At 71.0% G+C, this 19114-nt stretch carries 13 protein-coding genes and 2 pseudogenes; 8 read left to right on the plus strand and 7 right to left on the minus strand.

Features of this window, described 5'->3' with window-relative positions; all coding sequences use genetic code 11:
* Positions 1-223: 223 nt before the first annotated feature.
* Both SY2F82_RS20805 and SY2F82_RS20810 read right to left on the minus strand, forming a co-directional pair.
* Complete coding sequence (locus SY2F82_RS20805) at positions 224-2794, minus strand: ABC transporter permease (RefSeq protein WP_200420658.1); 2571 nt, start codon at positions 2792-2794, stop codon at positions 224-226.
* Positions 2791-3579 carry an ABC transporter ATP-binding protein gene (locus SY2F82_RS20810; protein WP_200420659.1) on the minus strand — a complete coding sequence of 263 codons (789 nt, stop codon included), beginning with the start codon at positions 3577-3579 and terminating at the stop codon, positions 2791-2793. Before SY2F82_RS20810 ends, SY2F82_RS20805 begins: the two co-directional genes overlap by 4 nt.
* Positions 3580-4089: 510 nt before the next feature.
* On the opposite strand from SY2F82_RS20810, the gene SY2F82_RS20815 reads away from it, so the two are divergent.
* Together SY2F82_RS20815 and SY2F82_RS20820 are read left to right on the plus strand one after the other, a co-directional pair.
* A complete protein-coding gene (locus SY2F82_RS20815) occupies positions 4090-5592 on the plus strand; it encodes an MFS transporter (protein ID WP_374707192.1) in 1503 nt (500 codons plus the stop codon).
* Between the two features lie 70 nt (positions 5593-5662).
* A pseudogene (locus SY2F82_RS20820) lies at positions 5663-5827 on the plus strand (RICIN domain-containing protein); the annotation flags it as partial.
* A gap of 220 nt (positions 5828-6047) precedes the next feature.
* On the opposite strand, the gene SY2F82_RS20825 reads toward SY2F82_RS20820, so the two are convergent.
* Positions 6048-6347: a YciI family protein gene (locus SY2F82_RS20825; RefSeq protein WP_200420660.1), complete on the minus strand. Its 300-nt coding sequence runs from the start codon at positions 6345-6347 to the stop codon at positions 6048-6050.
* Between the two features lie 228 nt (positions 6348-6575).
* Here SY2F82_RS20825 and SY2F82_RS20830 point away from each other — a divergent pair, with 228 nt between their 5' ends.
* Together SY2F82_RS20830 and SY2F82_RS20835 are read left to right on the plus strand one after the other, a co-directional pair.
* A complete protein-coding gene (locus tag SY2F82_RS20830; protein WP_200420661.1) occupies positions 6576-7019 on the plus strand; it encodes a DUF485 domain-containing protein in 444 nt (147 codons plus the stop codon).
* Positions 7016-8653 (plus strand): cation acetate symporter, encoded by a 1638-nt coding sequence (locus SY2F82_RS20835; RefSeq protein ID WP_200420662.1) that lies wholly within the window; start codon positions 7016-7018, stop codon positions 8651-8653. The genes SY2F82_RS20830 and SY2F82_RS20835 overlap by 4 nt, the downstream gene beginning before the upstream one ends.
* Before the next feature lie 162 nt (positions 8654-8815).
* Here SY2F82_RS20835 and SY2F82_RS20840 read toward each other — a convergent pair whose 3' ends face one another.
* From SY2F82_RS20840 to SY2F82_RS20850, 3 genes are all read right to left on the minus strand, one after another.
* Positions 8816-9700 (minus strand): cellulose-binding protein, encoded by an 885-nt coding sequence (locus tag SY2F82_RS20840; protein WP_200420663.1) that lies wholly within the window; start codon positions 9698-9700, stop codon positions 8816-8818.
* Positions 9701-9904: 204 nt separating this feature from the next.
* Positions 9905-12691: an SUKH-4 family immunity protein gene (locus SY2F82_RS20845; protein ID WP_200420664.1), complete on the minus strand. Its 2787-nt coding sequence runs from the start codon at positions 12689-12691 to the stop codon at positions 9905-9907.
* Positions 12692-12700: 9 nt separating this feature from the next.
* Positions 12701-13708, minus strand: a complete 1008-nt coding sequence (locus SY2F82_RS20850) for an SMI1/KNR4 family protein (protein ID WP_200420665.1) — start codon at positions 13706-13708, stop codon at positions 12701-12703.
* 261 nt (positions 13709-13969) lie between these two features.
* Between SY2F82_RS20850 and SY2F82_RS20855 the strand changes: the two genes are divergently transcribed.
* Both SY2F82_RS20855 and SY2F82_RS20860 read left to right on the plus strand, forming a co-directional pair.
* Positions 13970-14470, plus strand: a complete 501-nt coding sequence (locus SY2F82_RS20855; protein WP_200420666.1) for a YwqJ-related putative deaminase — start codon at positions 13970-13972, stop codon at positions 14468-14470.
* 64 nt (positions 14471-14534) lie between these two features.
* Complete coding sequence (locus SY2F82_RS20860) at positions 14535-15068, plus strand: SUKH-3 domain-containing protein (RefSeq protein ID WP_200420667.1); 534 nt, start codon at positions 14535-14537, stop codon at positions 15066-15068.
* A 1-nt stretch (position 15069) separates the two neighbouring features.
* On the opposite strand, the gene SY2F82_RS20865 is transcribed toward SY2F82_RS20860, so the two are convergent.
* Positions 15070-16389, minus strand: a complete 1320-nt coding sequence (locus tag SY2F82_RS20865) for a sensor histidine kinase (RefSeq protein WP_200420668.1) — start codon at positions 16387-16389, stop codon at positions 15070-15072.
* Between the two features lie 167 nt (positions 16390-16556).
* Between SY2F82_RS20865 and SY2F82_RS20870 the strand changes: the two are divergent.
* Positions 16557-17422 (plus strand): annotated as a pseudogene (locus SY2F82_RS20870) (helix-turn-helix domain-containing protein).
* A 215-nt stretch (positions 17423-17637) separates the two neighbouring features.
* Positions 17638-19083 (plus strand): bifunctional UDP-N-acetylglucosamine diphosphorylase/glucosamine-1-phosphate N-acetyltransferase GlmU, encoded by a 1446-nt coding sequence (glmU, locus tag SY2F82_RS20875; RefSeq protein ID WP_200420669.1) that lies wholly within the window; start codon positions 17638-17640, stop codon positions 19081-19083.
* Positions 19084-19114 lie beyond the last annotated feature (31 nt).

Below are 19114 nucleotides of genomic sequence, written 5' to 3' on the forward strand. Positions count from 1 at the left end.
GGGCCGGGGTTGTCCAGCCTACGACGCCGGGCGCGTGACCGTCGGGGCTGTGGACAACGTCCCGCCGTGGGGCTGTGGACAACGTCCCGCCGGTCGCGGGGTGCGGGCGCCGGACGGTGTTCGCCCCCGCCGGACCGGACGGCGCCGGGAAGCCCGGCGTCGGAGAGCCTGTGCTCCCCGGCGCCGGGCTCCGCCCGATTCCCCGTGCTCCCCGCCTCGGGGGCTACTCCGTCGCGATCGCGTTCAGCACGTTCATCCGGCCCGCCCGGAACGCCGGGATCAGGGCCGCGAACAACCCCACGAAGGCCGAGGCGACGAAGACGCTCGTGATCGTGCCCCACGGGATCTGGAGGACGTTCAGGCCCTCCAGGGCGAGGAGCTTCTGGGCCGTGGCCCCCCAGCCCATGCCCAGGCCGAGTCCCAGCAGGGCGCCGAAGAGGGCGATCACCACCGACTCCATGCGGATCATGCGGCGCAGCTGGCGGCGGGAGAGGCCGATCGCCCTGAGCAGGCCGATCTCCCTCGTCCGCTCCACCACCGACAGGGCCAGCGTGTTCACCACGCCCAGGACCGCGACGATGATCGCGAGGGCGAGCAGGCCGTAGACCATGTTGAGCAGCTGGCCGACCTGGTCCTTCAGCTCCTTCTTGTAGTCGGTCTGGTCGCGCACCTGGTACTGCGGGTACGGCTTCATCGACTGCTTCAGCGCCGCGTACGCCTGCTTCTCCTGGCCGTCCTTCGCCTTGGCGAACATGATCTGGTTCGGCGGGATCCTGTCCTTCGGGACGTACTTCTCCATGGTCGCGATGCTCATGTAGCGCGCGCCCTGGTCAAGGGCGGTGTCGTCGCTGGTGATCGCCGCGACCTTGAGCTTCGCCGTCCGGCCGCCCTTGAAGGCGACGGTGATGGTGTCGCCGACGTGCACACCGTGCTTCTTGGCGTAGTCGGAGCCGACCGACATGGCGTCGTCGCCGTAGGCGGCGGACAGGGTGCCCTGCGTGGTCGTACGGCGCAGGTCGTCGGCGTACGACGGGTCCGCGGCCGTGATCCCGGTGTCGTCGGCCTTGCCGTCCGGCGAGGTCAGCGTGGCGTCGAGCATCTTGTAGCGGGTGACGTGCGCCAGGTGCGGGCTCAGCTGCATGGCCTTCTCGGCCTGCGGCACGATCCGCTGGTTGCCCTGGACGATGAAGTCCGCGCCGACCGACTTGTCCAGCTCGCTGGTCGCCGAGGCCACCATCGAGGAGCCGACCACCGACAGGCAGGCGACCAGTGCGAGGCCGATCATCAGGGCCGCGCCGGTGGCGCCGGTGCGGCGCGGGTTGCGCAGGGCGTTGCGCTCGGCCATGCGGCCCACCGGACCGAAGGCCCGCAGCAGCACCGCGCTGATCACCCGGACCACCCCGCCCGCCAGCAGCGGGCCGATGACCACGAAGCCGATCAGGGTCAGGACCACGCCGACACCCAGGACGAGCGAGCCGTCGCTCGCCTTCTTGGCACTCGCCGCCGCGTACAGGGCGGCGGCACCGGCGCCGGTGAGGACGAGGCCGATCAGGGCGCGCACCCGGCCCGCCTTGCCGTCGGCCGGCGTGCCGGCGTCCCGCAGGGCGGCCATCGGGGAGACCTGGCCGGCGCGGCGGGCCGGCAGGTAAGCGGCCAGGACGGTGACGACGACGCCCAGGACCAGGCCGGCCACCGGTGTGGTCGCCTTGATCGTCAGGTCCCGCGTCGACAGGTCCATGCCCATCGAGCCCATGACCTTCATCAGGCCGATCGCGATACCGACACCCGCGCCCACACCGAGGACCGACCCCAGGACGCCCAGCAACAGCGCCTCGACCAGCACGGACCGGTTGACCTGGCGGCGGGAGGAGCCGATCGCCCTCATCAGGCCGATCTCCCGCGTCCGCTGGGCGACCAGCATCGAGAAGGTGTTGATGATCAGGAAGATGCCGACCAGGAACGCGATCCCGGCGAAGCCGAGCATGGCGTACTTGATGACGTTCATGAACGACCCGACGCTCTTGCGGTTCTCGTCGGCGTTCTCCTTCGCCGTCCGGATCTTGTACGACCCGGTCCCGGCGAGCGTCCGCGCCACGTTCTGCTTGAGCTGCTCGTCCGAGACGCCGGGGGCGGCGGTGATGTTCAGGTGCGTGAACCTGCCGGTGCCGCCGAGGAGTTCGCGCTGCGCGGTGGCGGTGTCGAACCAGACGATCGCGGCACCGGGGTTGGTCACCTTGAAGGTGGCGATGCCGACGATCCGCGCCTTGAAGTCACCGGTCTGCGCGATGGTGCGCAGCTCGTCGCCGATCTTCAGGTGGTGCTTGTCCGCGGTGTCGGCGTCGACGAGCATCTCGGCCGGCCCGCGCGGGGCGTGACCGGAGGTGAGGTCCATCGACTTCAGGTCGTTGCGCGTCCAGTTGGCGGCGATCGTCGGAGCGCCGGTCGAGGAGCCCATGTTCTCGTTGTCGTCGTCGACGACGGTCACGTTCGACGAACTGACGCCGCCCTCGGCCGACTTGACGTCCTGAGCCTTGCGGACCCGGTCCAGCACGGAGGCGGGCAGCGACTCGGGCACGCCGTTCTGCGGGGTCTCGTCGCTCTTGGCGGCCTTCGGCGAGACGGACACGTCGGACGCCGTCACCGCGAACAGCTTGTCGAACGTCGTGTTCATCGTGTCCGTGAACACGAGCGTGCCGCACACGAACGCCACCGACAGCAGGACCGCGACGGCCGACAGCGCCATGCGTCCCTTGTGCGCGAAGAAGTTGCGCAGCGAGGTCTTCAGGACGGTCATGACGTGCGCCCCCGGGCGTCGAAGTCCTTCATGCGGTCCAGGACGGTCTCCGCGGTCGGCTTGAGCATCTCGTCGACGATCCGGCCGTCGGCCAGGTACAGCACGCGGTCGGCGTAGGAGGCGGCGACCGGGTCGTGCGTGACCATGACGATGGTCTGGCCGAGTTCGTCCACGGACCGGCGCAGGAAGCCCAGCACCTCGGCGCCCGCGCGGGAGTCGAGGTTTCCGGTCGGCTCGTCACCGAAGATGATCTCGGGGCGGGCGGCCAGGGCGCGGGCCACGGCCACGCGCTGCTGCTGTCCGCCGGAGAGCTGGCTGGGCCGGTGCTTGAGGCGCCCGGCGAGCCCGACGGTCTCCACGACCCGGTCCAGCCACGCCTTGTCCGGCTTGCGGCCGGCGATGTCCATGGGCAGCGTGATGTTCTCGATCGCGTTCAGCGTGGGCAGCAGGTTGAACGCCTGGAAGATGAACCCGATGCGGTCCCGGCGCAGCTGGGTGAGCTTCTTGTCCTTCAGGCCGGTGATCTCGGTCTCGTCGAGGTGGATCTGGCCGCTCGTCACGGTGTCGAGCCCGGCCAGGCAGTGCATCAGCGTGGACTTGCCGGACCCCGAGGGGCCCATGATGGCGGTGAACTGGCCGCGGGCGATGTCCACGTCGACGTGGTCGAGGGCGACGACCCGGGTCTCCCCCGCCCCGTACGCCTTCACGACCTGCCGAGCCCGCGCGGCAACGGCCGTACGCCCTCCACTGCCCCCGTGCCTGGGAATGGTCACGGCCGATGTCATGGTTGATCCCCTTTTGTCCATCAATGAATGCCATGCGCGTGAGTGCGCTGATCGGTGATCGATCGGTGCCGATCGGCGGTCGGTCGGCGGTCGATCGGCGGTCGGTCGGTGTGATGAGTACGCCGGTCAGTCTGGTGCCGGCGCTCGGTCCGGCGCGCTGGTGCCCGGCCCCGTCTTCCGCTGGGGAAAACCCCACCCCCCTCTGGTGCGGCCGGCGCGACCCCCGTGCGCCCCGACCGCTCCCCAGCGGCGTAAAGCCAGGCTAAGGAACGGCACCGGTCCCTCTCGTCCTCCGGTGGGACGAGCCCTCCCCGAGCCCTGATACGGAGGAACCCCTAGGGGTCCTCCACCTCGAGGTGGACCGGCTTCGGGGCCCTCCTCCACCCGTCGGCCCACCCACTCTCCACCCTGACGCCGCGTGAGGGTCAACTCTCCCCAGGCGGGGGCCGCGAGTGAGAGGGTGTCGTACGGCAGATACGTGCACAGGGAAACGACCAGGAGAGGATTCCTGTGGACCAGGGGGACACGGACATACGGACCGCTGCGGGCGGCCGAACCCAGGACGCGACACGACGCCGCGGGGCCGTCGTAGCCGCGCTGATGCTGGCGATGGCGCTGGCCGCGCTGGACTCGACGATCGTCTCGACGGCCGTACCGCAGATCGTCGGCGACCTCGGCGGATTCTCCGTCTTCTCGTGGCTGTTCTCCGGCTATCTGCTGGCCGTGACGGTGACGCTGCCCGTCTACGGCAAGCTGTCCGACACCTTCGGCCGCAAGCCGGTGCTGATCGCGGGCGCGTCCGTGTTCCTGCTGGGCTCGCTGTTGTGCGCGCTCGCCTGGAACATGGGCGCGCTGATCGCGTTCCGCATCGTGCAGGGCCTGGGCGGCGGCGCCCTTCAGGGCACGGTGCAGACGCTCGCAGCCGACCTGTACCCGCTGAAGGAGCGTCCGAAGATCCAGGCGAAGCTGTCCACGGTGTGGGCGGTGTCCGCGGTGGCGGGCCCGGGGCTCGGCGGGGTGCTCGCCGCGTACGCGGACTGGCGGTGGATCTTCCTGGTCAACCTGCCGATCGGGGCGGTCGCGCTGTGGCTGATCGCCCGCCATCTGCACGAGCCGAACCGGGAGTCGGGCCCGCGGCCCCGCGTCGACTGGGCGGGCGCCCTCGCGGTGTTCGCGTGCGGAGGCGTGCTGCTGACGGCTCTGGTGCAGGGCGGGGTGGCCTGGCCGTGGCTGTCGGCGCCGTCCCTGGCGCTGTTCGGGACGGGGCTCGCGCTGGTCGCGGTGGTGGTGGCGGTGGAGCGCCGGGCGGCTGAGCCGATCATCCCGGGGTGGGTGTGGCGGCGCCGGACGATCGCCGCGGTCAATCTGGCGCTCGGCGCGCTGGGGCTGCTGATGGTGGCCCCGACGGTCTTCCTGCCGACGTACGCCCAGGCCGTCCTCGGTCTCGCCCCGGTGGCGGCCGGGTTCGTCCTGTCCGTGTGGACGCTCAGCTGGCCGGTGTCGGCGGCGCTCAGCCAGCACGTGTACCGGCGCATCGGCTTCCGTGACACGGCGATCCTGGGCATCGGCCTGGCCGCGCTGCTCCTGCTGGCGTTCCCGTTCCTGCCGTACCCCGGCTCGCCCTGGCAGCCGGCCCTCGTGATGCTCCTGCTGGGCGGTGCGCTGGGCCTGTTCCAGCTGCCGCTGATCGTGGGTGTGCAGTCGACGGTCGGCTGGGCGGAGCGCGGCACGACGACGGCGTCCGTCCTGTTCTGCCGTCAGACCGGTCAGACGATCGGGGCGTCGGTGTTCGGCGCGGTCGCCAACGGGGTCCTGGCGTCCCGGCTGGGCGGCTCGGGCGACCTGGACGCGGTGACGCGCGGCCTGAACGCGGGCACCACGCCGGAGGCGACCCGCCGGGCGATCGCGGACGCGGTGCACGCCGTGTATCTGGGCGCGTCGTGCGCGGCCGCGCTGGCGTTCCTGGTGCTGCTGTTCGTGGCCCCGCGGAAATTCCCCGTGCTCAAGGACTGAGCGGCCCCCAGCCTGTGACCATGGTGAAGCTGGAGCGGCTGCGGGCCGACCATGCCGAGGCCCTGCTGGCAACGGCCAGGCCAACCAGAAGTGGAACGTCAACTCCGACGGCACGATCACGAACGTCAACGCGGGCCTGTGCCTGGACGCGTCGGGCGCGGCCACGTCCAACGGCACGAATCTCGTCCTGTGGTCCTGCAACGGCGGCGACAACCAGAAGTGGACGCTGACGTAACGCGCACGCGCACAGGAGCGACAAAGACGAACCCCCACCCCGCAGACCGCGGGGTGGGGGTTCGCATCAGAGCGCCGGGCAGGCCTTGCACCTGCATCTCCCCGCAGGAAGCGGGGCGTCTTTCCTTGGACCACCAACGCACGACCGGGCACCGGGAGTTCCGGGCGACCAGCACATGATCAAGTGTAGCGCACTCCTGTCAGGCGCCGCGCCTCGCGCCTCAGGACGGCGGCTGCTGCCGGTACGCGGCCAGCGCGGGCGCCGTCTTCGTCGCCAGGAACTCGGTGATCCGGTACGCGCACACGCCCGCCGCCACGAACGGGTCGGTCGCCGCGAGCCGCTCGATCTCCTCGCGGTCCTCGCCTGCGGCCAGGATGACCCCGCCGTCACGCGGGACCTTGCGGCCGGAGGCGAGGAAGACACCGGAGGCGTACTGCTCCTCCAACCAGGCCACATGCGCCGGCAGGGCGGCGTCGACGGCTTCGAGCGGGGCGGTGTAGGTCAGCTCCAGTATGAACACGCGCGCCAGCCTATCCGCCCGCACCTCACCGGCCCGATGGTCGTCCACGCCTGAAGCAACCAGAGGTAACCGTGGGTAACATCACAGGTCGGTGTAGTAAGCGCATACCGACCGGCCAGTTTGCCGAAAAGCCTTCGCGGCCCGAATCCCCACGAGTAGCGTGCGTCGCTCACCCCCCGCTCCCTGCGGTCCGCCGCACCGGACCCGAGCCACGCAAGGAGAACCGGGATGTCCGACGCGTTCATACCGCGGCACTCGTCCCCCGAGTACTCAGTACCGCACCACTCACCACCGCCGTACCCGACGTACCCCTGGCAGCCGCCGCCCGCCCCGCCGGCCCGGCCGCGGATGCCGGCCCATCCGCCGCTCGGACACCACAGCGACCTGCGCCTCCTGCGCACCGCCTACCGGTGGCAGCGGCGCGTGGCCACCCTGACCGCCCTCGGCTACTTCGTGCTGTTCCTCCTGCTGTCCGCGTTCGCGCCCTCCTTCATGACGGCCACCGTCTCCGGCGGCCTCACCATGGGCCTGCTGCTCGGACTGCTCCAACTCCCCGTCACCTGCGTGGCGATCGGCGTGTACGAGTACACGGCACGCCACGGCGTCGACCCGATCGCCGACCGCATCCGCAGACAGGCCGAACTGGACACCGGGCGGGGGGCAACACGATGACCACGGCGAACGTGCCGGTTGGCATCACCGGGTTCAGCAGCTCCGCACAGGCCATGTCACTCGTGGCGTTCACCACGGTCGCCACCATCACGCTCCTGCTGTGCGTGATGACCGGACCCGACCGCGACGACCTCGTCGAGTTCTACACCGGCTACAACTCCCTGTCCCCGATGCGCAACGGCCTCGCCATCGCGGGCGACTACATCTCCGCCGCCACCGTGCTCAGCACCGGCGGGATCATCGCCCTCACCGGATACGACGGTGTCGTCCTCGCACTGAGCACGGCACTGTCGCTGATGCTGCTCATGTTCCTGCTGGCCGAGCCCCTGCGCAACGCGGGCCGGTTCACCATGGGCGACGTGCTGGCGCGGCGGATGCCCGGCCGGGCGGTGCGCATGACGGCGTGCGCCGTGACCATCGCCGCGCTGCTGCCGCTGATGCTCGTCCAACTCGCGGGCACCGGCGACCTGCTGGCCTTCATCCTCGGCTTCTCCAACGACGCCTTGAAGACGGGCTGCATCATCGGAATCGGCGCACTGATGATCAGTTACGCGGCGATCGGCGGCATGAAGGGCACAGCCCTCATCCAGATCCTGAAGATCGTGATGCTGCTCGGCTCCGGCGCGGCCGTCGCCGCGCTGATCCTGCACCGCTTCGACTGGGACCCGGGCGCGCTGTTCGCAGCCGCCGCGAAGAACAGCGGCGTCGGTTCCGCCTTCCTGCACTCGGGCCTGGAGTTCGCGGGCGGCCCGGCGCCCCGCCTCGACATGATCAGCTCCGAGCTCACGGTGGTGCTCGGCGGCGCCTGTCTGCCGCACATCACCATGCGGATGTACACGGCGAACAGCGCCCGGCAGGTGCGTCGCTCGATGTCCTGGGCGGTGCCGTCGGTGGCCCTGTTCGTGCCCGTCATCACGGTCGTCGGCTTCGGCGCGACCGCCCTGATCGGGCGCGCCACCATCGCGGCGGCCGACCCCCAGGGCCGTACGGCCTATCTGCTGGGCTCCCGCGCCGCGTTCGGGACGGACGTGTCGACCGGCGCGACACTGCTGTTCACCGCGGTCACGGCGGCGATCTTCCTGACTCTCCTCGCCTCCGTGGCCGGAATGATCCTCGCCTGCGCCAACTCCCTCGCACACGACGTCTTCGCGGCCCGGAAGCACGAGATGCCCCCGCGACGCGAAATGACCACGGCGCGTCTGTCGGCGATGGCGGTGGGCGCCGTGGCGATCCTGCTCGCCACCCTCGTCCAGCACCGCAGCCTGCAGCCGCTGGCCACGCTCTCCTTCTGCATCGGCGCATCCTCGATCGCACCGGCCCTGGTGTACAGCCTCTTCTGGCGCCGCTACACCCGAACCGGCCTGCTGTGCACGCTGGTCGGCGGCACCGTGACCACCCTCGTGCTCATGACCGGCACCAGCCTGGTCTCCGGCTCCCCCGCCGCGGCCTTCCCCGACGCCGACTTCAACTGGTTCCCCTTCACCACCACCGGCCTCGTCTCCATCCCGCTGGGCTTCGCCTACGGCTGGCTGGGCACGCTCGCCTCCGGCCGCGACAGGGCCGCCGAGCAGCGCCGGCAGTACGAGGCGATCGAAGGCCGGATCCTGGCGGGGGCGACCCGCAGGAACGGCTGACGAACGGCCGGGCGCGCGCGGAGGCCGTAAGAGCCCCGAACAAAAGGGGAGTCCGATCAGCTCGCGGCGTCATGGGGGTCTCCCCTGCTCGAAGAGCCAGGGGGAGTACGTGCCGGGCGTCGCGAGCCGGGCGCCCATTTTGTCCGGGGCTCTACGGGCCGTCTACTCCGCGGGAGCCCGGCCCGTCAGCATCGCCAGGCTGTTGCGCACGTGGTCCATCTGGGCCTGCACACAGTCCCAGACCTCACCGTGCTCCCGCAGCACCCGCTCCGTCTCCCGGGCGATACGGTCCTCCCGCAGCCGCGCCTCCGCGACCAGCTCGGCGGCGCGCGCCTGGGCGTCCCGCTGCACCTGCCGGGCCGACTCCTCGGCTCCGGCCAGCGCCTGCTGCGCCTCCGACAGCGCGGCCTCCGCGCGCGCCACCCGCTCCGCCTCCCACGCCTCGACCTCCGCGACCCGTTCGGCCGCCACCCGCTCCTCGTCCGCCCACCGCTCGGCGTGCTCCCGCTCCTGCTCGGCGAGCAGCGCCGCCGTGCGCTGCCGCACCTCGCGCAGCGCGGCCAGCGCCTCCCCGCGGCCCTCCTTCACCTCACGCCGCGCCGTGATCCGTACATCGTCGGCCTCGGCCCTCGCCGCCAGCAGCCGGGTGCGGACCCGTTCCTCGGCCTCACCGCGCACCTCGTCGGCGTACGCCTGCGCCTCGTCCCGCACCCGCCGCGCCTCCTGCTCCGCCTCCGCGAGCACACGCCCGGCCTCCTGCCGCGCGTCCTCCCGCAGGGCCTCGGCCTCCTCCCGCGCCAGGTCGAACAGCCGGCCGGCCCGATCGCCCAGACCCTCGTAGGTCTGGGCGGGAAGCTGCGCCACCCTCTCCCGCAGCCGCAGCAGACCGGCCTCCATCTCCTTGGCCAGCACCGTCAGCCGGGCGGCCCGCTCCCAGGCGGCGTCACGCTCCCGTGAGAGGGCCGAGGTGTAGGCGTCGACCTGGTCGGGACGGTAGCCGCGCCGCACGGACACGAAGCCGTACGGCGGCCTCGATGCGCTGCTCATCGTGGAACCCCTCTCCAGCTGACCCACGAATCGATGATTTTGCGCACATCTTGATGGATCAGTCAGAAGTGTTCATAACGCGACACTCCACGCACAAGCAACGGATCGCCCCGAAGATCACTCGAAAAAGGGGCCGGGCCCGGTCGTCCGTACGACCGGGCCCGGAACTGACGAGACGTCAGAACAGAGGTGTGCGCGATGAGCTCAGAGCAGCCCGTCCCACATCTGCTCCAGCAGCACCGACCACCAGCTCTCCGGCGAACTCAGCGCCGCCGGGTCCAGGGAGGCGAGCTGCGCCTGGAAGTCCACCGTCCAGCGGCCCGCCTGCTCCTGGTTGAGGCCGTAGCGCAGCCGCCACATCCGGCCGAGCAGGGCCAGAGCGCGGACGAACTCGGGCAGACCGGTGTTCACGAACTGCGGCGGCACGGAAGCACCGCCCGGCCCCGCCTCCACGGGCACCGCGACGATGTTCGCCGTCCCGTACTGCACACAGATCGCCTTGCCGAAGTCGCTGCCCATCACCAGGTACGAGCCCGCGTCAGGGGCCGGCTGCACCCCGCGCTCCTGCGCCAGCTCCGCCAGCGTCGGCACCGGACGGCCCGGCTGGGCCTGCGCCCAGAAGAACGGGCCCATGTCGAACGGCAGTCCCGCCACCACCAGGGTGTGCGCCACGATCGGCGGCACACCCTGCCGGGACACCGCGGCCTGCTCGAACCGGAAGATCCCCGGGCCGAAGGAACCCGCCAGCTCCTGCGCGATGCCCTCCGGGGGGACCGGCGGCGCGGGCTGCACCGCGGGCAACGGCGCACGCACCGGCCCCGGACGCGCCGGACCGTCCGCCACTTGGTGCAACTCGCCCTGATGGGCCAGCAGTTGCCGCATGCCCTGCTGGCGGGAGGCGTGGTCGGTGCCGTACGGGGCGATGCTGGTGATCCGCGCCTGCGGCCAGTTCTCCCGGATCATCCGCGCACAGTACGCGCCCGGCAGCTCGCACGACTCCAGCTCCGTGTGCAGCTCCAGCACCTGGCCCGGCGGCACGTTCATGGCACGCAGCTCATGGAAGATCTGCCACTCCGGGTGCGGCATGCCCGGCGCCGAACGCCGGATCAGCTGCTGCTCGGAACCGTCCTGCGCACGGTAGCGCAGCACGGCCTGGTAGCCGGGGCCGACGGTCGGCGGGCCCTGCGGCGGATACCCGTACGACGGCTGCGCACCGGGCACGGGCTGCCCGGGCGGCTGCTGCCCCGGCACGGGCTGTCCGGGCGGCTGCTGCCCCGGCACGGGCTGTCCGGGCACGGGCTGTCCGGGCGCCGGCTGTCCCGGCACCGGCTGTCCCGGCACCGGCTGTCCCGGCACAGGCTGTCCGGGCGCCGGTCCGCCCATGGGCTGTCCGGGCACCGGCTGTCCCGGCGGCTGCGGGGCGCCCGGAGGCATGCCGGGGGCGCCCGGAGGCGGCGGCGGGGGCGGCGGGGCCGCCGCACCGGGGCCTCCGGCCGGCGGCCCGGCCAGCATGGTCTCGGCGTGATGTACGGCACCGGGGGCACCCGGCGCCCGCGAAGCACCCGACGGGTTCGGCGCGCCGGGGACACCGGGCTGTCCACTGGCCGCGGGCTGCCCCGGAGCACCGGGCTGCCCCGGAGCCGCGGGCAGGGCCGAAGGGCTCGGCGGGCCCGGGGGATTGGGGGCGTCCGGAGCGCCGGGGCCGGGCCGGTTCGGGTCCGCGAGCATGGTGGCCGCGTGGTGCACACCGCCCAGGGGCGGGCCCGGAGGGGTCGGCGCCGCGGGAGCACTCGGCGCCCCCGGAGGGTTCGGCACACCGGGCGGCTGGGGGCCGCCCGGCGGAGGAGGCATCCCAGGACCCGCCGCGCCCTCGGGCCCACCCGGGCCGAGCTGCGAGACGAGCTGGGTCGGCACATACCCGCCCGCCGAAGCACCCGGTGCGGACGGCGGCGGGGGAGGCGGCGGAGGCGTGACACCCGGCCGCGCACCCGGAACCCCGGGCGCGCCCGGCGGATGCGGCGGACCACCGGCGCGCGCAACCCGCGGAGGCACCGCCTTGCTGGTCGCGGCATCCGCGATGTCCGCGGCGTTCGGCGCGGGAGCCTGCGGCACGCCGGGCGCAGGGGCGCCGGGCGCAGGGGCGCCGGGCGCAGGCGTGCCCGGAGCCTGCGGATAGCCGTACGACGCAGCGCCCGGCGTCTGCGGAGCACCCGGCACACCACCGGGAGGCTGCGGGTAGCCGTACGCCGCCGCCCCCGGAGCACCCGGGGCGTGGGCGGCACCCGGCGCACCAGGCGCGCCCGGAACCTGCGGAGCACCCTGCGGCGTACCACCAGGCACCCTTGCCGCCTTCTCATCCGGCGGCGCGGCGCCCTCGTCCGAGTCGCTCAACGGCGGCGCGAACACCGTCTCCGGCAGCGGCACCGAACGGTCCTCGCCGACCTCCGCGTTGGTGTCCGTCCCCGCCCACGGCGTATCCCCCGCGGACGCACCCGGCACCTCCTCGCCACCACCGGCCGCAGGCCACGCCGTACCCGACGCACCCGGAGAAACCGCCGCGGCCGGACGTGAACCCGCCCCGTCCGACACGCCGTCACCGGACGTCCGGCGCTCCGGAACCCCCCTCCTGTCCGCCGCCTCCTGGAGCCACTCCGGCGGCGTCAACAGGAACGACGTCTGGTTCAGATCCACCCGGGCCGCAGGCGCCGGAACCGCGGATGCCTCCGCGTCCCGCGCCCCGTACTCCTCCTCGTACCGGCGGATCACCTCACCCACCGGCAACCCCGGCCACAACGTCGCCTCACCGCTGTCCCGGGCGATCACCAGCCGCTGAGCGCCCCCGTCCGAACGCGGCCCCCCGTCCCGGTCCTCCGCCCACACCACGAACCCGAGCTCGAACTCCCGCACCCGCACCTCACGATGCAGATACGCCGGAACATCCCCGTTGATCCACTCTTCCGCGCGCTCCTGCGCCTGCGCGAACGTCACCATCGCCCGAACTCACTCCCCCACCGAAGACGCCGACGGCTCCGACGACACCGACACCGCACGCGCGAACCCACCGTCCACCATCAGATTCGCCACGGTCTCCAACTCCGGCGGACGACCCGCGAGCCGCCCCAGGAACTGGTCGAAGTCGTCACCGCACGGCAGCAACAACCGCTCCACCCGCTCCGCAGGCGACCACGACGCGTCCACATCCCGCGCATCGTCATACGCGCAGAACCACACCGAACCGATCCGGTCACCCTTCACCTTCACGGCCAGCAACCCGCCCTGCACAAAACCGACGCCCAGGTAGTCCTTCGTCAGATGGTCACGCAGACACTTGTTCACATACACCAGGTCATTGACCGCCGCCTCGTCCCGCACCGTGAAGAACGGCTGGTCCACCAGCAGTCCCAACTCCGCGTCCAACGCCGCACCCACCGGCGCACAACCACCCGCCGCCTTCAAAAACGACCGGTACGCACCCGGCAGCCGATACCCCAGGTCCTCCTCGACCCCCTGCACCTGCGACTCCGTCACCGCCACCGACGACTTCGGCAACCCGAAATGCACCGGCCGCGTCTCCTGCAACGGCCGCGTCCCCCGCTTGCCCTGATCCACCTTCGCCGTCGCGATCCCCCCGTGATGCCGCAACAACGCCTTCACCTCGACCGGAACCAACTCCAGCCGCCGCGAACCCCGCACGTGATGCCACGTCCAACCATGCGGCGTCGCCACCGACGCGACCGTGTCCCACAACTCGTGCCCCGACGCCGCCAACGCCGCGTTCGCCGACACATAGTCCGTCAGCCGCAACTCGTCCACACCGAAACCCTCCGGCGGATCCGCGATCTCAGCGGCCGCACGGGCATACGGCGAGAAATCCGGATAACCGTACTCGTCGACCCGCACCCCCCTCGGGTGCCGAGCCGCCCTCACCGGATCCGGAAAGTGCACGACCTGCCCGGCGTACGCCGCGTTCGGCGGCGCGGCCTGCTGCCCGAGCCGACCTGTCGTCACGGTTGCCCCCTGCGGCTTTCTGTCTGGCCTGTACGGCGATACGGATCGCGGACCCCGACAGCCTATGCGGTACGACGACACCGGTCACCGGCCCACTACTCCCCCGCCCCCGGCCCACCACCCCCACGTGACCAGCCGTCACCCCACCGTGACCGAACACCCCGACCCGGGCGTGTCACAGCGCCCCAGCTTCCGCACCCGCCACGGCATTTGGCAGTCTGTGTCCCCACCGGGGGGATGCACGGGAGGGGAAAGACGATCATGAACACGGCACCGACAGACACGTCCGGCGACCCGCGCATCGGCTGGAGCACCACCGACGCGCCCCCCGCCCCCACCCTCCGCCACCGCCGCGACGGCATCCTCCCCACCATCGCCGCCGCCCTCTCCGTCCGCGGCGCCACCCTCACCGGCACCGCCGCCCGCGGCGACCAACCCCCCGCCCTCCACCCCCTCGTCCAGGACTTCCTCGACACCCTCACCAGCAACCAACGCGACCGCTACACCGGACGCTGCGCCGAAACCATCCTCATCTCCCGCCACATCACCGCCGCCGACGCCGCCCGCAGCAAACGCGCCGCCCGCAAACCCATGACCAACGGCGAAGCCCGCAAAGCCCTCAAACACGCCAAACTCACCACCCGCCGCATCCGCGAGGACGGCGACCCCCTCCACGGCAGCTTCGCCCCACCCTGCCGCGCCTGCACCGCACTCAGCGCCCACTTCGGCGTCCGCATCATCGACCCCACACCGCAGGACTGACACCACCCCCCACACACACAACGGCCCCCCACGCCGGACCAGGAACCCGACGAACGAAGAGCAGATGCACGCCAACCGCTCCACCTCCCCCAAGCTCTCCACTCCGCTCGAGCAGGGGGGACCCCCATCCCGCTTCTCCGTCCCCGTCGACGCCGCACTGCGCACCGCAGGCTGGCAACCAGGCCGCTGGGACATAAAGCAAGCGGAAATCTGGGCCGACACCCTCCGCAGCCACACCTCACCCGCAGGCCACCGGCACGCCGTCTTCCCCGCCGCCGTCGAAGCCTGGGCCGAATTCGGCGGCCTCCACATCACCGCCCAAGGACCCGGCCGCCAACTCGCCCCCGCCACCCTCCACCTCGACCCCCTGCACGGCCTCCACATGGCCCGCACCCTCGGCGACCTCGGCCGCGCCCTCGACACCGAAGTCAGCCCCCTCGGCGAAGAAACGGACAGCCACACCCTCATCGCCATCGACACCGAAGGCCGCGTCTACGCCCTCGACCACACCGGCGACTGGTACCTCGGCGCCGACATCGACCACGGCCTCACCACCCTGCTCACCGGAATCACCCCCGCACGACTCACCACCGGGTGACTCAGGCCGCCACCGCCGGAATCACCGCCGACACCCGGAACCCACCCGCATCCGTCGGCCCCGACACGAACACCCCACCCAGCGCACCGACCCGCTCCTTCATCCCCAGCAGACCATTGCCCCCACTCGGCAACCGCGCCGCCACCACCGCACCCGGCTCCGGCGGCGGCTCGTTCTCCACCTGCATCGCGATCTCCGCACTGCGATGCGCCAACCGCACATGCGTCTTCGCCCCCGCCGCATGCTTGTGGACGTTCGTCAACGCCTCCTGCACCACCCGGTACGCCGTCTGCTCCACCTCCGGCGCATACGACCGCACCTCCCCCTCCACCGACAGATCCACCACCATGCCGGCCGCAGCGGACTGCCCGATCAACTCCTCCAACTCCGCGAGGCAGGGACCGTCGCAGGACTCAGGCTCACCCGCCCGGGACGCCGCAGCGGCAGCCGCCACCCCCACGGCCGCAAGAGACACAGCAGCCCGAGCAGGCCGCGCCACCACCCCGTCCCCGCTCCGCAGCACACCCAGCATCTGCCGCAACTCGGTCAGCGCCTGCCGCCCCATGTCCCCGACCAGGGCGGCGTTCTTCACCGCCTTCTCCGGATCCTTCCGCGCCACAGCCTGAAGCGCCGCCGCATGCACCACCATCAGACTCACCCGATGCGCGACGACGTCATGCATCTCCCGCGCGATCCGCGTCCGCTCCTCGTTCCGCGCCCACTCCGCACGCTCCTCCGCCCGCTCCGCAAGCAGCACCAGCTCCCGCTCCAGCGAATCCGCCCGCTCCCGCAAGCTCTCCATCAGCCGCCGCCGGGCACCGACGTACAGACCGAGAAGCACCGGAGGGGCGGTCATACCAAGAGCGGTCGTGACAGACAGAAACGGGATGAACCCACCAGCGATCGACAGATCCCCCCGAACCATCCCCTGATGCGCCCGCACATACGTGACGACGAACATCCCCACGAACGACATCCCCGCCAACGCACCGATGATCCGCCGAGGCAACTCCGAAGCCGCAAGGGTGTACAACCCGACGAGCCCCATCAGGAACCCCATCTGCGCCGGCGTGACGGCGATGCCCACCAGCACGACAGCAACGGGCCACCGCCGCCGCAACAACAGCGTCAGCCCCGCGAACAGCCCGAACACCATCCCCACCGGAGCCGGCAACCCGGCATCCCGCGAGAACTGAAGCCCCTCCACCGCACACTCCACGGCGGACACCGCCGCGAGCCCGATATCGAGCACGGCACTACGCCACCGCACCCACCACCACGGCCCCCCGGCCGCGATGTGCACTTCCCCCGACGTGGTCATGGCTCCAGCCTACGGGCGCCCACCGCGGCTTTTCCGGTGAGTTTCCACGACTGCGCCACACCACACTCCGTAACCGAACAGAAGCGAAACGCCCCGGAATCCCTCGAACTGCTGAATCGCACACCGTTCGACCCCGGAAGGACGGATTCCGCCCAGAGGTTATGCCCATGGCACACGCACGGGGCAAGTACGCGGACTTCGAGGGGCTACGGGAGCGGGCGGTGGCGCTGCGGCGCGGCGGCGCGGCGGCTACAGCCTCCGGCAGATCCGCGACGAGCTGAAGATCTTCAACAACGACATCCTCAACCAGCTGGTGAAGGGAGAGCCGCCCCCGGAATGGACGAAGCGCCCCCGCGCCAAGGACGACCTGAGGGCGAGGGCACGCGAGCTACGGCTCCAGGGCTGGACGTACGACCAGATCGAGGCGGAGCTGGGGTGCTCCCGGAGCTCGGTGTCGCTTTGGGTGCGGGATCTGCCGAGGCCGGAGCGCAAACGCAGCCGCGAAGAGGCTGCCGAGATCGCGCGGCGCGGTTGGGAGGCGAAGCTCCGCATCCGCGACGAGGAACGACAGCGAACCAAGGATGCGGCCAAGCAGGCGATCGGCAGTCTGTCGGCCCGAGAGCTGTTCCTGGTGGGTGTGAGCCTCTATTGGGCCGAGGGCGGCAAGGACAAGCCGTACGACCGCCGCGAGCAAGTCACCTTTGTGAACAGCGATCCGGGGATGATCAAGGTCTTCCTCACCTGGCTCGACCTGCTCGGAGTCGAGCGCGAGCGCCTGCGGTACACCGTGATGATCCACGAAAGCGCCGACGTCCCAGGCGCCGAACAGTACTGGGCCGATCTCGTCGGCGCTGATCGCTCGGCCTTCAACAAGACGACCCTCAAGAAGCACAACCCCAAGACGGTTCGCAAGAACGTCGGCGAGGCCTACCGAGGCTGCCTCGTGATCAAAGTCCTGAAGGGAGCAGAGTTGTACCGTCGCATCGAGGGCTCTTGGTACGGCATAGTGTTGGGAGCCGACTCGGCGATCTAACCGAATGTCCGGTTTAGTCGAGTTTGATCCCCCATGGTGTAATCAGGCAGCACTGAGGGTTTTGGTCCCTTAAGTTCAGGTTCAAATCCTGATGGGGGAGCTGCTCGCACGCGGGCCCTGACTGACCCAGTCAGGGCCCGCTCGCATGTCCCCCGAGAAACGCCCCGGTATCCTGCGGGTGTCCACCCCACCCCTTGAAGCCGAAGGGCATCCCCGTGAGCGCCAACCGCCCGGCCGCAGTCGTTGTTCTTGCAGCGGGTGAGGGCACCCGTATGAAGTCGGCCACACCCAAGGTTCTGCACGACATCTGTGGTCGTTCCCTCGTCGGGCATGTGCTCGCCTCCGCGCGCGAGTTGAAGCCCGAGAATCTCGTCGTCGTCGTGGGCCATGCCCGTGAGCAGGTCACCGCGCACCTGGCCGAGATCGACCCGGATGTCCGCACGGCCGTGCAGGCCGAGCAGAACGGCACGGGGCATGCCGTGCGGATGGCTCTGGAGGAGCTGGGCGGGTCCGTCGAGGGGACCGTGGTGGTCGTGTGCGGGGACACTCCGCTGCTGACCGGTGAGACGCTGCGGCGGCTCGCCGCGACCCACGGTGAGGACGGCAACGCCGTCACGGTGCTGACGGCCGAGGTCCCGGACGCCACGGGTTACGGCCGGATCGTGCGGGACGACTCGGGTGCCGTCACCGCGATCGTCGAGCACAAGGACGCGACTGACGCGCAGCGGGCGATTCGTGAGATCAACTCGGGTGTGTTCGCTTTCGACGGCCGGTTGCTGGCCGAGGCGCTGAAGCAGGTGCGGACGGACAACAGTCAGGGTGAGGAGTACCTGACGGATGTGCTGGGGATCCTGCGGGAGGCCGGGCACCGGGTGGGGGCGTCCGTCGCCGCCGATCACCGTGAGATCGCCGGCATCAACAACCGCGTGCAACTCTCGGAGGCGCGCCGCATCCTCAATGACCGGTTGCTGACGGCCGCGATGCTGTCGGGTGTGACCGTGGTGGATCCGGCGACGACCTGGGTCGATGTCACTGTGACGTTCGGGCAGGACGCCGTGGTGCATCCGGGGACGCAGCTTCTGGGTTCGACGCACGTCGGTGAGGGTGCCGAGGTGGGTCCGAATGCGCGGTTGAAGGACACGGAGGTCGGTGCGGGGGCGCGGGTCGTCAACGCGGTGTCGGACGGTGCGGTGGTCGGGCCGCAGGCGTCGGTCGGTCCGTATGCGTATCTGCGTCCGGGTACGCGTCTTGGGCTGAAGTCCAAGGTCGGTACGTACGTGGAGACGAAGAACGCGTCGATCGGTGAGGGTACGAAGGTCCCGCATCTGTCGTACGTCGGTGATGCGACGATCGGTGAGTACACGAACATCGGTGCCGCGAGTGTCTTTGTGAACTATGACGGACAGGACAAGCACCACACCACGGTGGGGTCGCATTGCCGTACCGGTTCGGACAACATGTTTGTGGCTCCTGTCACGATCGGGGACGGCGCGTACACCGCGGCGGGTTCTGTGATCACGAAGGATGTGCCGCCCGGTTCGCTGGCTGTGGCCCGTGGTCAGCAGCGGAATATCGAGGGTTGGGTGGCTCGTAAGCGTCCGGGGAGTGCGGCTGCGAAGGCGGCTGAGGCGGCTTCCCGGGAGTCGGATGGCGAGGGCTGACCGGAATCAGGTGCGTCTGTGACGGCGTACC

Origin of the sequence: Streptomyces sp. Y2F8-2 (assembly GCF_014905555.1) — a bacterium.
Classification (GTDB): Bacteria; Actinomycetota; Actinomycetes; order Streptomycetales; family Streptomycetaceae; genus Streptomyces; species Streptomyces cynarae.

Bases quoted from the DNA above. Each gene is read 5' to 3' on its own strand.
- SY2F82_RS20805 (WP_200420658.1), bottom strand. From the start codon at position 2,794: ATGACCGTCCTGAAGACCTCGCTGCGCAACTTCTTCGCGCACAAGGGA.
- SY2F82_RS20810 (WP_200420659.1), bottom strand. From the start codon at position 3,579: ATGACATCGGCCGTGACCATTCCCAGGCACGGGGGCAGTGGAGGGCGT.
- SY2F82_RS20830 (WP_200420661.1), top strand. From the start codon at position 6,576: ATGTCCGACGCGTTCATACCGCGGCACTCGTCCCCCGAGTACTCAGTA.
- SY2F82_RS20835 (WP_200420662.1), top strand. From the start codon at position 7,016: ATGACCACGGCGAACGTGCCGGTTGGCATCACCGGGTTCAGCAGCTCC.
- SY2F82_RS20840 (WP_200420663.1), bottom strand. From the start codon at position 9,700: ATGAGCAGCGCATCGAGGCCGCCGTACGGCTTCGTGTCCGTGCGGCGC.
- SY2F82_RS20845 (WP_200420664.1), bottom strand. From the start codon at position 12,691: ATGGTGACGTTCGCGCAGGCGCAGGAGCGCGCGGAAGAGTGGATCAAC.
- SY2F82_RS20855 (WP_200420666.1), top strand. From the start codon at position 13,970: ATGAACACGGCACCGACAGACACGTCCGGCGACCCGCGCATCGGCTGG.
- SY2F82_RS20860 (WP_200420667.1), top strand. From the start codon at position 14,535: ATGCACGCCAACCGCTCCACCTCCCCCAAGCTCTCCACTCCGCTCGAG.
- SY2F82_RS20865 (WP_200420668.1), bottom strand. From the start codon at position 16,389: ATGACCACGTCGGGGGAAGTGCACATCGCGGCCGGGGGGCCGTGGTGG.